We start from the raw sequence: 12,227 nt of genomic DNA, 5'->3' as shown, positions 1-12,227 counted from the left end.
TAATAAAAAACCTGCCTGTGGGCAGGTTTTTTTATGCATGGAATATAAATAAACGAACCGTTAATAATTCTCTGAATAATATTTATTTAATTTGCATTGATTGCCAGGAATTATTTTAGGAATATGCCAACGTAATCTGGTCAGATATTTACGGTAGAATGCTGACGGGTGCTTGAGACTGTTTGTCTCAGGCGTTCAGCGGGAGACAGACAGAGAAAAGCCCCACCTGATGATAAATCAAAGTGAGGCTCCCCTATGCATCAACACCATAAGAGTAGCCTCTTACCTGTTGAAAATCAACACGGGAGGCGAGGAATGCCGCAAAAGTATCTGTTGTTTAGCTTAATAGTGATTTGCTTCACTATTTTATTATTTACCTGGATGGTGCGTGATTCGCTGTGTGAATTACAGATCAGACAGGGGAATATTGAGCTGGTGGCGTTCTTAGCCTGTGGGATTAAAACGTAAGAGACGGTGGCGGAGAGCGATCTCCGCCATTCTTACGGCGTGAAGCATTCTCAAGGCACCCTGTTTTTTTCATCAAATAAATAATTTGCCTCCTGTTTTCAGGAGGCTTTTTTTTACCGTTTTGCCATCCGGTGAAAAAACAGGCTTGAAATTCATATCAGGGTGTGGCTATCCTATGGCCCGACGAATCCCTCGTCTTACTGGAGAGCACGCGCCAAATGAACAAACACGACTGATGAATCTCATGCCTTGCTTAGCGCTATTGGCGAGCAGGGGAAGTATTGATTTCATTCAGGAGTGCTTATGGCTCATTGTGCCCAGATCCCCTCTTTTATTTTGCATCAGGTCACCTGTCACTTTGCGACAGGAGATACCCTTTTTGGTCCGCTGAATTTATCGCTGGACTCCTCTCTTTGCGGCCTTGTCGGGCGCAACGGCGTCGGTAAAACCCGGCTTTTACGCTTGCTGGCGGGCCATGACACGCCGTCGAGCGGCCACATCGAGCGCATGGTTTCCGTGAGCTACGTTGCTCAGCTGCGGGATAGGGCTTCAGAGATGACGCTGGCGGAATTGCTGGGCCTGGAGTCCATTTTCGCTGCTCTCGCTCGCCTTGATCGAGGGGAGGGACGAAGTGACGATCTTGAACGTCTTGATGGTTTTTGGGATCTCCCGGATCGTCTGGATACGGCGTTTCTTGCGGCTGGCTTAGGTACATTTTCTCCTGCACGGCCCGCCCCTTCGCTGAGCGGCGGTGAAAGAGTGAAGGCGCAGCTTTGCGGGGCATTCCTGTCCGGCGCCGATTTTCTTCTGCTTGATGAACCCACCAACCATCTCGACCGTCCGGGACGCGAGTGGCTGTATCAGCAGCTTAAGCAATGGCGCGGCGGGGCGCTAATTGCCAGCCATGACCGGGAGTTATTAGCGGTCATGCCGCGTATCCTTGAGCTGACGCCTGCGACTTTGCGTCGCTACGGCGGCAACTATGCGGATTATCAGCAGCAGCGTGAGCTGGAACAGCAGGCGGCTCGCTCCGCGCTGGATCATGCCGTCGCTGAACGGCGCCGTACCCGCGCGCGGATGCACAAAGAGCACGATGCCTGCCAGCGGCGTTCCGCGCAAACGTTACGCACCGTCGATACGCTAAATATCGCGTCATTCGAGCGGGTTGCCTGGAAAGGCGCAGCAAAAGAACGTCCCGGCAGCCTGCAGCGCCAGCATCGACAGCAAAATGGCGCCCTTAACAACGCGGTAGTACAGGCGCGGGAGAGAGTGGAAGAGGAGAGCCCGGTGATGTTTACGTTACCTGGCAACCGGATAGCCCCGGGAAAACAGGTGCTGGAACTGGATGCGGTGCGGTTGGCGCATACGATGTTGGCACCGCTGAGCTGGCGGATGGATGGGCCAATGCGGGTGGCGCTGCGTGGTCCCAACGGCTGCGGTAAAACCACGTTGCTGAAAACGCTGCTGGGTCTGGAGCTGCCGATCGCTGGACGCTGCCGCTTATCGGTTAACGCGGCGTATCTGGACCAGCATCTGACCCAACTGGACTTGTCATTATCGGTTATGAAGCACCTGAACCTCGGCGATACGCCCTTAGAAGAAGGCGCGTTGCGTAGCCAGCTGGCGCAGCTACAGCTGGGGGCGGATAAAGTCGATCTGCCGCTATCGGCCCTGAGCGGAGGCGAGAGACTGAAGGCGGCGCTGGCCTGCGTACTCTGGCGGCGTGATGCCACGCAGCTTCTGCTGCTGGACGAGCCCACGAATCATCTCGATTTGGCCTCCACTCAGGCGATTGAAAAAGCGCTGGCCCGGTTTCCCGGTGCGATGCTGGTGGTCTCGCATGATGAAGCTTTCTTGCAGGCGCTGAAGCTGACCCACAGTCTGACATGGCGGGAAAATGGCTGGTGCTTTGAGAGGCTATAAAAGAAAAACCGCCATTTACGATGGCGGTGGCCTACGCTGCAAATAAAAAAAATCCCCGCCGTATGGCAGGGACTTAGAATTTTGAGCTTTCTAAGCTTACAGGCTGGTTACGTTGCCAGCTGCCGGGCCTTTAGCGCCGCTTTCGATGGTGAAGGAAACTTTCTGACCTTCGTCCAGAGATTTGTAGCCATCGTTCTGGATAGCAGAGAAGTGTACGAACACGTCTTTAGAGCCATCGTCAGGAGTGATGAAGCCAAACCCTTTGTCAGCGTTGAACCATTTTACGATACCAGTCATTTTACCGGACATAGTGAATTACCTTTAAAAAAATAAATGAGCCTTGCGGCGTTACGGTCTGGACTACAGATTTAAAGCGATAAAGGGAAAGTTCACTACCGGGGTATCAACGGATAACCTTTGAAGGACTGCTCTATTCGAATGCTCTGTGGTCTTTACTTCAAACCTGCGAGCATTAACGCATTTTCACGTCGTGATAGCAAACTTTTTTTTCGTTGGCTTGAAAACGGTCCTTTAGCAGGACCGCTAGCCGAAATCTATAAACGCTAAAATTATGAATCAATAAGCTGTCTTGAAAGCTGCGGATTGGCCTGTATCAGGCGCATCAGCTTAAGCTCCGTGGGCGAAGGCCGTACGCGTCTTGACTCCCACTCTTGTACCATTGCTACGCTGACGCCCATGGCGTTGGCAAAATCATCTATTTTCAGCCCGGTACCTTTGCGTAGCTGGTCAAATTCAATGCATGCGGCGGGCTTACGCGTCAGGGAGGCCGCCTGAGCCTGATCTTTAAAAATAATTTGTTCAAGGTTGCTCAGCAGTTCAAATGCAGGATCTTTATATTCCATTGAGGACTCCTCTCTTTCATACGGCGGAGGGTGAATTATGTAGAGCCTCTTAAGAATAGTCGGAAAAAAAGCCCTGGAATGATTACCCTGATAATTATTTATCACCAGAGGTTCTTCTGGTCCGTTACAGACGCTATAAGGTGCTGAAAAGTAATAGAGAGAGCAGTTAAGCAAATTATTGTAAACAGGTCAGAAGAAAAGCAGAAATGGCCAGCGCGCGCCCGCTGGCCGGTGTATTACGCCTTTTGCAGCTTCTCCACTTCGCCTGGCGCAGCCGCAGGTTGCCGCTGGCCCAGCTTATATTTCACCAGCAGGGCGATGGCCGACAGAAATGCCGGGATAGCCAGCAGGGAGAAAATTGTTTCGAAAGAGAGCTGGGCCTGCATCAGGAATGCGCCGCTAAACGCCCCGAGAATGCCGCCAAAGCGGCCAATACCCAGCATCCAGGCCACGCCGGTTGCGCGTCCCTGAGTGGGATAGAAGCCAGCAGCTAGCGCCGGCATCGACGATTGCGCGCCGTTCATAATGCTGCCGGCGATAAATACCATTATCCCCATCAGCAGCAGGTTATGGGTTGAGAAACCGACCAGACAAACAAAGACCCCCGTCAGCAGCCAGCCTACCGCCACGACTTTGTTTGGATTGAGCTTATCCATCAGCGCGCCGAGAATGAGTACGCCAATGCCGCCACCCAGCGGGAACAGCGCGGTGATAATGGAGGCCTGGCTCATCGTCGCCCCGGTTTCGCGGATGAGCAGCGGCAGCCAGCTGGTCAGTAAATAGAAGATCAGCAGGCCCATAAAGTAGGTCAGGCAAAGCATCACGGTGCCGACGGCGTAGCGCGGAGAAAAAATCACGCCGATGGACGATTTCTCTTTTACCTGGCCCGCTTCGCGTAGCTCAAATTCCGCCTGCTCAGGAACAGGTGCGATGCGGCGCAGGATCGCGGCGATACGCTGCGCAGGCTGGCGTTTGACCACCATATAGCGCGCGGATTCCGGTAGGAAAAAGATCAAAACGACCGCCAGCAGCAGCGGCATTACGCCACCGAGCACCAGCACGCTTTGCCAGCCGTAATGGGGGATCATCCAGGCGGAGAGAAAACCGCCCAGCGAGGAGCCCATTGGAAAGCCAACGAACATCAGATTGACCATTAGCGCTCTGCGGCGCTCAGGGGCATATTCGCTCATCAGCGTCGCGGCGTTCGGCATGGCGGCACCCAGCCCAAGGCCGGTGAGAAAACGCAACAGCGTTAGCTGATTAAGGCTGGTAGCAAAGGCGGTCAGCAGGCTGAAGCCGCCGAAAACCACAATGGACAAAATCAGAACTTTTTTGCGCCCAACGCGATCGGCGAGCGGTCCGGCGGTCAGCGCGCCGACGGCGAGCCCGACTAAGGCGGCGCTCATCACCGGGCCTAACGCCGATTTTTCGACGCCCCATTCCTGTACCAGGTCAGAGGCGATAAAGCCGATTATCGCGGTATCGAATCCGTCCATCGCGACGGTGATAAAACATAAGGCCAGAATCATCCACTGGTATTTCGTGAAGGGATGTTCATTGATAAAAGCCTGAATATCGATGGTTGTTTTCTTCATGCGGCATTCCTGGCAGGCAGAGCGGGGGACAGAGATATACCCGTCATACTTCAAGTTGCCTGTGCGTTGGCTTCGCTCGTTCACCCCAGTCACTTACACCAGTAAGCGCCTGGGACTCTCTCACTTGCCGCGTTACGCGGCTTAAGGCCTCGCCCCTTACGGTGCCAGCGCAAGCGCTGTTCAAAACGGTTAACCGCTTTGTCCCGCAACTCGAATTACTTGGGGTATCGATTATTGTTATCTCCCTCGCGGTCGTTGATGTTGTTTGTGCGATTATCGAACAAAGAGCCGTTAATCGCTCATTTAATAAAATCATCGAACGGCGGTTCAGGCAATGCAGGCGAAAAGGGAAGCGTGCGATTATCGTCCACTTTGCGACGTGGGCAGAAAAGAGAATAGGTTTATAATAGTAAAATCAAATAGTTAAGCGTTTCGCTCGAATGCCGGATGATAGCGGTAATTGTGATGAACTTAACAGCCGACGCGACTGGCCGCTAAAACGCTAAAAAGCCGGCTTTCAGGGAGGAAGATTGTGAGGAAAAGGTATCCTGCAAGGCCGACCTGGACTATCCTTGTCAGCGTCTGGCACGTGTGTGTCTGTTTGCGCTTTTTTTGGCTGAAAGGAGTAAAAAAATGGCGACAGGAAAGTCCTGCTCTCGCTGGTTTGCGGCTATTGCGGCCCTGTTAATGGTGGTTAGCCTGAGTGGGTGTTTTGATAAAGAAGGCGATCAGCGCAAAGCGTTCATCGATTTCCTGCAAAATACGGCAATGCGTAGCGGCGAACGTCTGCCGACGCTGACCGCCGATCAGAAAAAACAGTTTGGGCCTTTCGTTTCCGATTATGCGGTGATTTATGGCTATTCACAGCAGGTAAGCCAGGCGATGGATGCGGGTTTGCGTCCGGTGGTGGATAGCGTAAACGCGATCCGCGTACCGCAGGATTATGTCACCCAGCGCGAGCCGCTGCGTCAGGCAAACGGCGCCCTCGGCGTACTGAGCCAGCAGCTGGAGAATGCAAAAATGCAGGCGGATGCCGCTCACGGCGCGCTGAAGCAGGGGGACGATCTCAAGCCGGTCTTCGACCAGGTGTATAATAAAGTCGTGACCGCGCCGGCGAATGCGCTACAGCCGCTTATTCCGGCCGCTCAGGTCTTTACCCAGCAGCTGGTGCAGGTAGGCGATTTTATTGCTCAGCAAGAATCCCAGGTTAGCTTTGCGGCGAACGGTATTCAGTTCCCGACTTCGCAGCAGGCCAGCCAGTACAATACGCTGATTGGCCCGCTGGCCGCTCAGCACCAGGCCTTCAACCAGGCGTGGACGGCAGCTGTTAACGCGACTCGTTAATGGCTCTGATAGCCCGGGCAAGGCTTCACCTTCGCCCGGGTTTTCTTTTCCCCTTCTCACTTCACCTGCGGATTCACGCAGTTCTTTTCCACTTTACCGTTCAGAGCATCAATCAGGTTATCCACCGCGCAGGCCGCCATGTTATAGCGGGTTTCATGCGTTGCGGAGCCAATATGCGGCACGGCAACAACGTTCGGCATAGTCAGCAGCGGGGAGTCTTTCGCCAGCGGCTCTTGTTCGAAAACGTCCAGTCCGGCGGCGTGAATAACCCCTTCCTGCAGCGCGGCAATCAGCGCCTTTTCGTCCACTACCGGGCCGCGCCCGGCGTTAATAAAGATGGCGCTGGACTTCATTTTGGCGAACTGTTCTTTGCCGAACAGATGATAAGTCTCGTCGGTCAGCGGTAGGATCAGGCAGACAAAATCCGCTTCCTGCAGCAGGGTATCGAGATCGCAATAGCGGGCGTTAAAGCGCTCTTCCGCCTGCGGGTGCTGGCGGCGGGCATTGTAGAGAATCGGCATACCGAAGCCCGCGTGGGCGCGCTGGGCGAGCGCCATCCCGATACGCCCCATACCCACGATGCCGAGGGTTTTATGATGCACATCGTTGCCAAACCAGTCCGGACCGATGCTTTTGGTCCACTCCCCGGCCTTCACGCGGTTAGCCACCTCAACCACCCGACGCGCGGTGCTCAGTAACAGGGCCATTACGGTATCGGCGACGGTTTCGGTCAGCACGGTCGGGGTGTGCATCAGCAGCACCTTACGCGCATTCAGCGCCTCGACGTCGAAGTTATCGTAACCGACGGAAATGGTCGAGGTCGCACGAAGCTTGGGCATTTTCTCCAGTAACGCGGTATCGACTTTTTCGCTGGAACCCAGCAGGCCAACCGCTTCAGCGAACGCGTCGGCGTGCTGCGAAACGGTCTCCGGACGCAGGTTTTTCACCTGAGTGACGGTAAAGTGTTGTTCCAGACGCTGTTGCAGGTCGTCGGGAAGCGTTTTGTAGAGAATAACTGACGGCTTCATGCGGTTCTCCGTTGCGTTAAGGTTTCAGGCGTGACGTGCGCCAAGCGGAAGTTTTTGATTATTAGCAGGCTTAACAATCAAAGTAAGCCATACCGAGACGAAAAGCGCCACTCCCATGAAAATGTACGAGGCTGCGGGGCTGCCGGTGGTGCCGTTCAGGTAACCGACAAACCATGAACCGAAGAACGAACCCAGCGCGCCCATGCTGTTAATCAGGGCCATGGCGCCGCCGGCGACGTTGCGCGGCAGCATCTCAGGAATGATGGCGAAGAACGGCCCGTAGGGGGCGTACATCGCCGCGCCGGCAATCACCAGCAGGGTGTACGAGATCCAGAAATGGTTGGCGCCAACGGCCCAGGAACCAATAAAGGCGAAGGCGGCAATCAGCAGCAGCGGCCAGACAAACAGCTTGCGGTTCTGCATTTTATCAGAGGCCCAGGAGACTACGATCATCGCGATGGTCGCCGCCAGATAGGGAACCGAGGAGAGCCAGCCGACTTCGACCATGCCCATATTCTCGCCGCCACTGCGGATAATGGACGGCAGCCACAGAACGAAACCGTAAACCCCGATGCTCCAGGCGAAATACTGCATGCACAGCAGGATAACATTGCGCGAGCGGAAGGCTTCGCCGTAGTTGCGCACCGGTTTGATTCCCTGCTGTTCACGCTCCAGCTGCTCCTGTAACGCGGCTTTTTCACTTTCCGCCAGCCAGTTGACCTGCGATGGTTTATCTTTTACCAGCACCCACCAGCAGAAGGCCCAAATTACCGCCGGAACCCCTTCAATAATAAACATTTCCCGCCAGCCGAAAGCCTGGATGAGATAGCCGGATACGACCGACATCCACAGCACCGTCACCGGGTTACCGAGGATCAGGAAGGTATTGGCGCGAGAGCGTTCAGATTTAGTAAACCAGTTGCTGATGTAAATCAGCATCGCCGGCATGACCGCAGCCTCGACAACCCCAAGAATAAAACGAATCGCCGCCAGCGCGGGGATATTGTGCACCATCCCGGTCAGCGAGGCGCAGGCACCCCACAGGATCAGACAGATAAAAATCAGTTTACGTACGCTGCGGCGTTCGGCGTAAATCGCGCCGGGGATCTGAAAGAAGAAGTAGCCGAGGAAGAACAGCGCTCCCAGCAGGGAGGAGATACCTTTGGTGATCCCCAGGTCTTCGGTAATACCGGCCGCCGAAGCGAAGCTGAAGTTAGCGCGGTCGAGGTATGCCAGGCTATACGTGATAAACACGATAGGCATGATGTACCACCAGCGTTTTGTTGCATTCGTTGAACTATTCATAGGTTTGCCTCTGTAATTGAGGTGACGCTCATCATAGAAAAGATTCGTTACGCCGCGCTGCATGTAGGGTACAGAACGGCCTGACGTTGTGCTGAATCTGTTTACTCGCCCAGCGCCTCGCGCGTGGGTAAGCCTTCGCTATCGCCCTGAACCTGAATGGCCAGGGAACCAATTTTATTTCCACGTTTTACCGCCTGCTGCAGCGGTTTTCCTTCTAACAGGGCGCTGATGACCCCGACGGCAAAACCATCGCCCGCGCCGACGGTATCGACGACGTTATCCACTTTTATTGCCGCGACGGCCCCCTGTTCGCCGTCGGCGGTTTTATACCAGGCGCCATCGGTTCCGGTTTTAATGATGACCGCGCGAACACCGTGGCGGAGATAAAAATCCGCAATAGCTTCCGGCGTTTGCTGGCCGGTCAGAATCATGCCTTCTTTTAAACCCGGCAGAACCCAGTCGGCCTGGAAGGCGAGCTGGTTAAGCTTCTCCACCATTTCGGCTTCGCTTTTCCACAGCACCGGCCGCAGATTGGGGTCGAACGAAATGGTTTTTCCCTGCGCCTTCATGGTGCGTGCCGCGCGGTCCAGCAGGGCGTATGAACTTTCCGACAGCGCGGCGGCCACGCCGCTTAAGTGCAGGTGGCGGGCGCTGGCGAAGTACGATTCGTTAAAGTCGTCCGGCGAAAGATGGCTGGCGGCGGATCCTTTACGGAAGTATTCCACGATGGGATCGGTTCCATTTTCAACTTTAGATTTCAGCTGAAAGCCGGTAGCGTAGCGGCTATCGGTGCTCACGCCGCAGGCGTCGATCCCCTCCTTCGCCAGCGTATTGAGGACGAAGCGGCCAAAGCTGTCCGCGCCAACGCGGCTTACCCAGCCGACGCTTAAGCCGAGGCGGGCCAGCCCGGTCGCGACGTTCAGCTCCGCGCCCGCCACGCGCTTCATAAAGTGTTCTACATCGGCCAGCTCGCCGGTTTCGGTGGCGACAAACATCGCCATAGCTTCGCCTATCGTGATGACATCTAATGGTTTTTGCATAACTTAATCCTCACGTAACAGCTTGACGTAGCGGCGGGTCACGGCCGTCAGGTCATGGCCAGTCAGCGGAAATTCGATCCCCCGCGGGGCATCGGCGGGCAGGTTGTTGAGCAGCGCCAGCCAGCGTGCGGAGGCCTCATCCGGCGGCACGGCGCGAAACTGCGAATGGTGCGGCTCAGCCGCCTTAACATGAATATAGCTAACGGCCGGGGCCAGGTGGCGCGCAGCCTCTTCCGGCGAGTCGCCGACCCATAGCCAGTTGCCCATATCAAAGGTGAGGGTGATCGGCAGCTGATTAACCCGGCAGGCGGCTTTGAAGCGCTGCATCGGCGCCAGCTGGCCGCAGTCGGTTTGGTCGTTTTCCACCACCAGCGCCATCCCGCTCTCCTGCAGAATTTCGCGCAGGGCTTCGAGGTCATCGTGGTGGCTAAAGTGGCCCAGCGAGAGCTTCAGCCACAGCGCGTTGAGCGTTTGCGCTTCCTGTAAAAAGTCGCTAAGACGCGGGTTGAGCGAGCCGTCTGCGGCAAACAGGGCTTCCGGCGCGGAATAGCAGACCAGCAGGCCGCGACGCTCAATGTCGGCCGCTAATTCCGCCAGGCGGGACAGTTCATCGGGGGTGAACAGTTCGCGGCGGATCTCTACGCCATCGGCGCCGGAACCGGCGATAAACGGCAGGACGGCGGACTGCCCGCCCAGCGCTTTAACGTGGTCATTCCCGTACGCGGCGGTAACGACAATAATCTTTCTGACCATCCCAATACTCCCGACGATTATCTGATGCGTTGCTTATTACGCTAGATGGTATCGGTTCCAAAGCAAAGGCCAGGATGTCTGATTTATGATCGCCATCACGAAGGATCGCTAGCGGGAGGTTGAGCCTCTGACGATCAGCTCTCCGGAAAATACCCTTTCGCAGACCGGGTCGGTGCTGCCTTCAATCCGGCGCACCACCTGCTCGACGGCGGCGAAGCCAATCTGCCAGGTCGGCTGTTTGAGCGTAGTAATCCCCACGCCCGCCAGCTCGGCCCACTCCAGTTCATCGAAGCCCAGCAGGCCGATATCGCTGCCCCAAATCAGGCCAACGCGTTTCAGGGAGCGTGCCACCTGCAGCGTCAGCGCGCCGTTGGCGGAAATTACCGCCTTACGCATGCCGCGATGGTGGGAGTGGAAATGACGCAGGACGTTATCCAGCATCGCGCCATCGTTCAACGGCACTTCGGCGTTTTCCGCGACGATGCCGGTATGGCGCTGGAGCGTCTGGCGAAACGCGCTCAGGCGCTCGCGACGGGTATTGACTGAGCCAAGGGGCTCGCTGAGGAACAACAGCGCTTCGAAGCCTTTCTCCACCAGATGTTCGGTGGCCGTGGTGGCGGCCTGGGTATTATCGAGGCCGACGACATCGCAGGCGAATTCCGGAATCTTGCGGTCGATAAGCACCATCGGCAGCGCCGACTGCTGCAGGCGGTTAAGGCCATCCTCACGCATCCCGACGGCGTTGACCACAATCCCCTCGACCTGGTAGCTGCGCAGCAGGTCGAGATAGTGCAGTTCCTGATCCAGCTCGTTGTTGGTATTACATACCAGTAGGGTGAATCCCTTTTCACGACAGGCCGCTTCAATACCGCTGAGCACGTTGACGGAGTAGGGATTGGTAATATCGGCGATGATCAGGCCGATCAGTCGGGTGCGGCCATGCTTCAGGCCGCGGGCCATCAGGCTGGGACGATAGTCGAGCTCGGCAATGGCTTTTTCAATGCGTCCCAGCAAATCGTCGGAAAGCAGGTGCTTCTCGCCGTTCAGATAGCGTGAAATGCTGGTTTTGCCGGTCTTTGCGGCTTTCGCCACATCGCTAATGGTTGCTCGCGCCGCTTTCGCCATGGTGGCTTCCTTTGCTGAAATCTGCACACACCTTAGCGCGAAAATCCGCTATATCAAGCATTTTGCCCGGCGATTCACCGGGCAAAGGGGGAGGTTACTGCAGCGGGCTGAGGGTAATTTCCACGCGGCGGTTCTGCGCTTTCCCTTCCGCCGTGCTGTTGCTGGCGATGGGGTTCGCCGGACCCATGCCGGTCGTGCGGATGCGACTGGCCGCTACGCCCTGGGTGATAAGCGCGCTGGCGACGCTCTCCGCGCGCTGCTGAGAAAGACGCATATTCAGATCCTGGCTACCGGTACTGTCGGTATAGCCAACCACGTTAACCGCGGTTTTCTCATACTCTTTGAGCACCATTGCCACCCCGGTCAGGGTATTGGCGCCTGCCGGTTTGAGATTGGCGCTGCTGCTGTCGAAGGTCACATTGTTTGGCATATTCAGTACGATATTGTCACCGTTGCGCGTCACGCTTACGCCGGTTCCCTGCATTTTGTCGCGCAGCTTCGCTTCCTGCACGTCCATGTAGTAACCGATGCCGCCGCCCAGCGCTGCACCGGCCGCTGCGCCAATCAGCGCGCCTTTGCCGCGGTCATGTTTGGAAGAGGAGAGCACGCCGACGCCTGCGCCGACCAATGAACCAATGCCCGCGCCGATCCCGGATTTACCCGCTTCGCGTTCGCCAGTGTAGGGGTTGGTGGTACAGCCAGAAATGACCAGTGCGCCGCTAACGATAGCCGCAATCATGAGTACGCGTTTTTTCATCTTAATTCCTTAATCCTTTTTATTCT

General features: G+C 55.9%; 12 protein-coding genes. 3 read left to right on the top strand and 9 right to left on the bottom strand.

Annotation, left to right across the window (positions count from 1 at the left end; translation table 11 throughout):
* The first annotated feature begins 315 nt into the window (after positions 1-315).
* Both hokA and ABLV11_RS05125 read left to right on the top strand, forming a co-directional pair.
* On the top strand, positions 316-468 hold the full coding sequence (gene hokA / locus ABLV11_RS05130; RefSeq protein WP_047720531.1) for a type I toxin-antitoxin system toxin HokA: 153 nt from the start codon (positions 316-318) through the stop codon (positions 466-468).
* A gap of 303 nt (positions 469-771) precedes the next feature.
* Positions 772-2,391 carry an ATP-binding cassette domain-containing protein gene (locus tag ABLV11_RS05125; protein ID WP_126488053.1) on the top strand — a complete coding sequence of 540 codons (1,620 nt, stop codon included), beginning with the start codon at positions 772-774 and terminating at the stop codon, positions 2,389-2,391.
* Positions 2,392-2,487: 96 nt separating this feature from the next.
* Here the strand turns inward: ABLV11_RS05125 and cspA are convergent, their stop codons facing one another.
* From cspA to ABLV11_RS05110, 3 genes are all read right to left on the bottom strand, one after another.
* Entirely contained in the window at positions 2,488-2,700 is a 213-nt protein-coding gene (cspA, locus tag ABLV11_RS05120) for an RNA chaperone/antiterminator CspA (RefSeq protein WP_000014594.1), read from the bottom strand.
* Between the two features lie 260 nt (positions 2,701-2,960).
* On the bottom strand, positions 2,961-3,254 hold the full coding sequence (locus ABLV11_RS05115) for an HTH-type transcriptional regulator (protein WP_004106774.1): 294 nt from the start codon (positions 3,252-3,254) through the stop codon (positions 2,961-2,963).
* Between the two features lie 236 nt (positions 3,255-3,490).
* Entirely contained in the window at positions 3,491-4,849 is a 1,359-nt protein-coding gene (locus ABLV11_RS05110) for an MFS transporter (RefSeq protein ID WP_004106772.1), read from the bottom strand.
* Between the two features lie 633 nt (positions 4,850-5,482).
* On the opposite strand from ABLV11_RS05110, the gene ABLV11_RS05105 reads away from it, so the two are divergent.
* On the top strand, positions 5,483-6,193 hold the full coding sequence (locus tag ABLV11_RS05105; protein ID WP_004106769.1) for a DUF3053 domain-containing protein: 711 nt from the start codon (positions 5,483-5,485) through the stop codon (positions 6,191-6,193).
* A 56-nt stretch (positions 6,194-6,249) separates the two neighbouring features.
* Here ABLV11_RS05105 and ghrB read toward each other — a convergent pair whose 3' ends face one another.
* From ghrB to ABLV11_RS05075, 6 genes are all read right to left on the bottom strand, one after another.
* Positions 6,250-7,221: a glyoxylate/hydroxypyruvate reductase GhrB gene (gene ghrB / locus ABLV11_RS05100; RefSeq protein WP_348855207.1), complete on the bottom strand. Its 972-nt coding sequence runs from the start codon at positions 7,219-7,221 to the stop codon at positions 6,250-6,252.
* Between the two features lie 24 nt (positions 7,222-7,245).
* Positions 7,246-8,526, bottom strand: a complete 1,281-nt coding sequence (locus ABLV11_RS05095; protein WP_004106766.1) for an MFS transporter — start codon at positions 8,524-8,526, stop codon at positions 7,246-7,248.
* A 101-nt stretch (positions 8,527-8,627) separates the two neighbouring features.
* Positions 8,628-9,566, bottom strand: coding sequence for a sugar kinase (locus ABLV11_RS05090; RefSeq protein WP_017145256.1), 939 nt, complete (start codon positions 9,564-9,566; stop codon positions 8,628-8,630).
* Between the two features lie 3 nt (positions 9,567-9,569).
* Complete coding sequence (locus ABLV11_RS05085) at positions 9,570-10,319, bottom strand: sugar phosphate isomerase/epimerase (protein WP_126488055.1); 750 nt, start codon at positions 10,317-10,319, stop codon at positions 9,570-9,572.
* 108 nt (positions 10,320-10,427) lie between these two features.
* Positions 10,428-11,444 carry a LacI family DNA-binding transcriptional regulator gene (locus ABLV11_RS05080; RefSeq protein WP_004106759.1) on the bottom strand — a complete coding sequence of 339 codons (1,017 nt, stop codon included), beginning with the start codon at positions 11,442-11,444 and terminating at the stop codon, positions 10,428-10,430.
* 94 nt (positions 11,445-11,538) lie between these two features.
* Positions 11,539-12,201, bottom strand: a complete 663-nt coding sequence (locus tag ABLV11_RS05075; RefSeq protein ID WP_004106757.1) for an OmpA family lipoprotein — start codon at positions 12,199-12,201, stop codon at positions 11,539-11,541.
* Positions 12,202-12,227: the final 26 nt, after the last annotated feature.

Source organism: Klebsiella sp. GW_Kp181, assembly GCF_040062315.1.
Taxonomy (GTDB): Bacteria; Pseudomonadota; Gammaproteobacteria; order Enterobacterales; family Enterobacteriaceae; genus Klebsiella; species Klebsiella oxytoca.
Note: the sequence above shows the minus strand (reverse complement) of the source record. Positions and strands in the feature narration are given on the sequence as shown.

Excerpts from the sequence above, each read along its gene's own strand:
- cspA (WP_000014594.1), bottom strand. The coding sequence starts at position 2,700 with ATGTCCGGTAAAATGACTGGTATCGTAAAATGGTTCAACGCTGACAAA.
- ABLV11_RS05080 (WP_004106759.1), bottom strand. The coding sequence starts at position 11,444 with ATGGCGAAAGCGGCGCGAGCAACCATTAGCGATGTGGCGAAAGCCGCA.
- ABLV11_RS05075 (WP_004106757.1), bottom strand. The coding sequence starts at position 12,201 with ATGAAAAAACGCGTACTCATGATTGCGGCTATCGTTAGCGGCGCACTG.
- ABLV11_RS05115 (WP_004106774.1), bottom strand. The coding sequence starts at position 3,254 with ATGGAATATAAAGATCCTGCATTTGAACTGCTGAGCAACCTTGAACAA.
- ABLV11_RS05090 (WP_017145256.1), bottom strand. The coding sequence starts at position 9,566 with ATGCAAAAACCATTAGATGTCATCACGATAGGCGAAGCTATGGCGATG.
- ABLV11_RS05110 (WP_004106772.1), bottom strand. The coding sequence starts at position 4,849 with ATGAAGAAAACAACCATCGATATTCAGGCTTTTATCAATGAACATCCC.
- ABLV11_RS05105 (WP_004106769.1), top strand. The coding sequence starts at position 5,483 with ATGGCGACAGGAAAGTCCTGCTCTCGCTGGTTTGCGGCTATTGCGGCC.
- hokA (WP_047720531.1), top strand. The coding sequence starts at position 316 with ATGCCGCAAAAGTATCTGTTGTTTAGCTTAATAGTGATTTGCTTCACT.
- ghrB (WP_348855207.1), bottom strand. The coding sequence starts at position 7,221 with ATGAAGCCGTCAGTTATTCTCTACAAAACGCTTCCCGACGACCTGCAA.
- ABLV11_RS05125 (WP_126488053.1), top strand. The coding sequence starts at position 772 with ATGGCTCATTGTGCCCAGATCCCCTCTTTTATTTTGCATCAGGTCACC.
- ABLV11_RS05085 (WP_126488055.1), bottom strand. The coding sequence starts at position 10,319 with ATGGTCAGAAAGATTATTGTCGTTACCGCCGCGTACGGGAATGACCAC.
- ABLV11_RS05095 (WP_004106766.1), bottom strand. The coding sequence starts at position 8,526 with ATGAATAGTTCAACGAATGCAACAAAACGCTGGTGGTACATCATGCCT.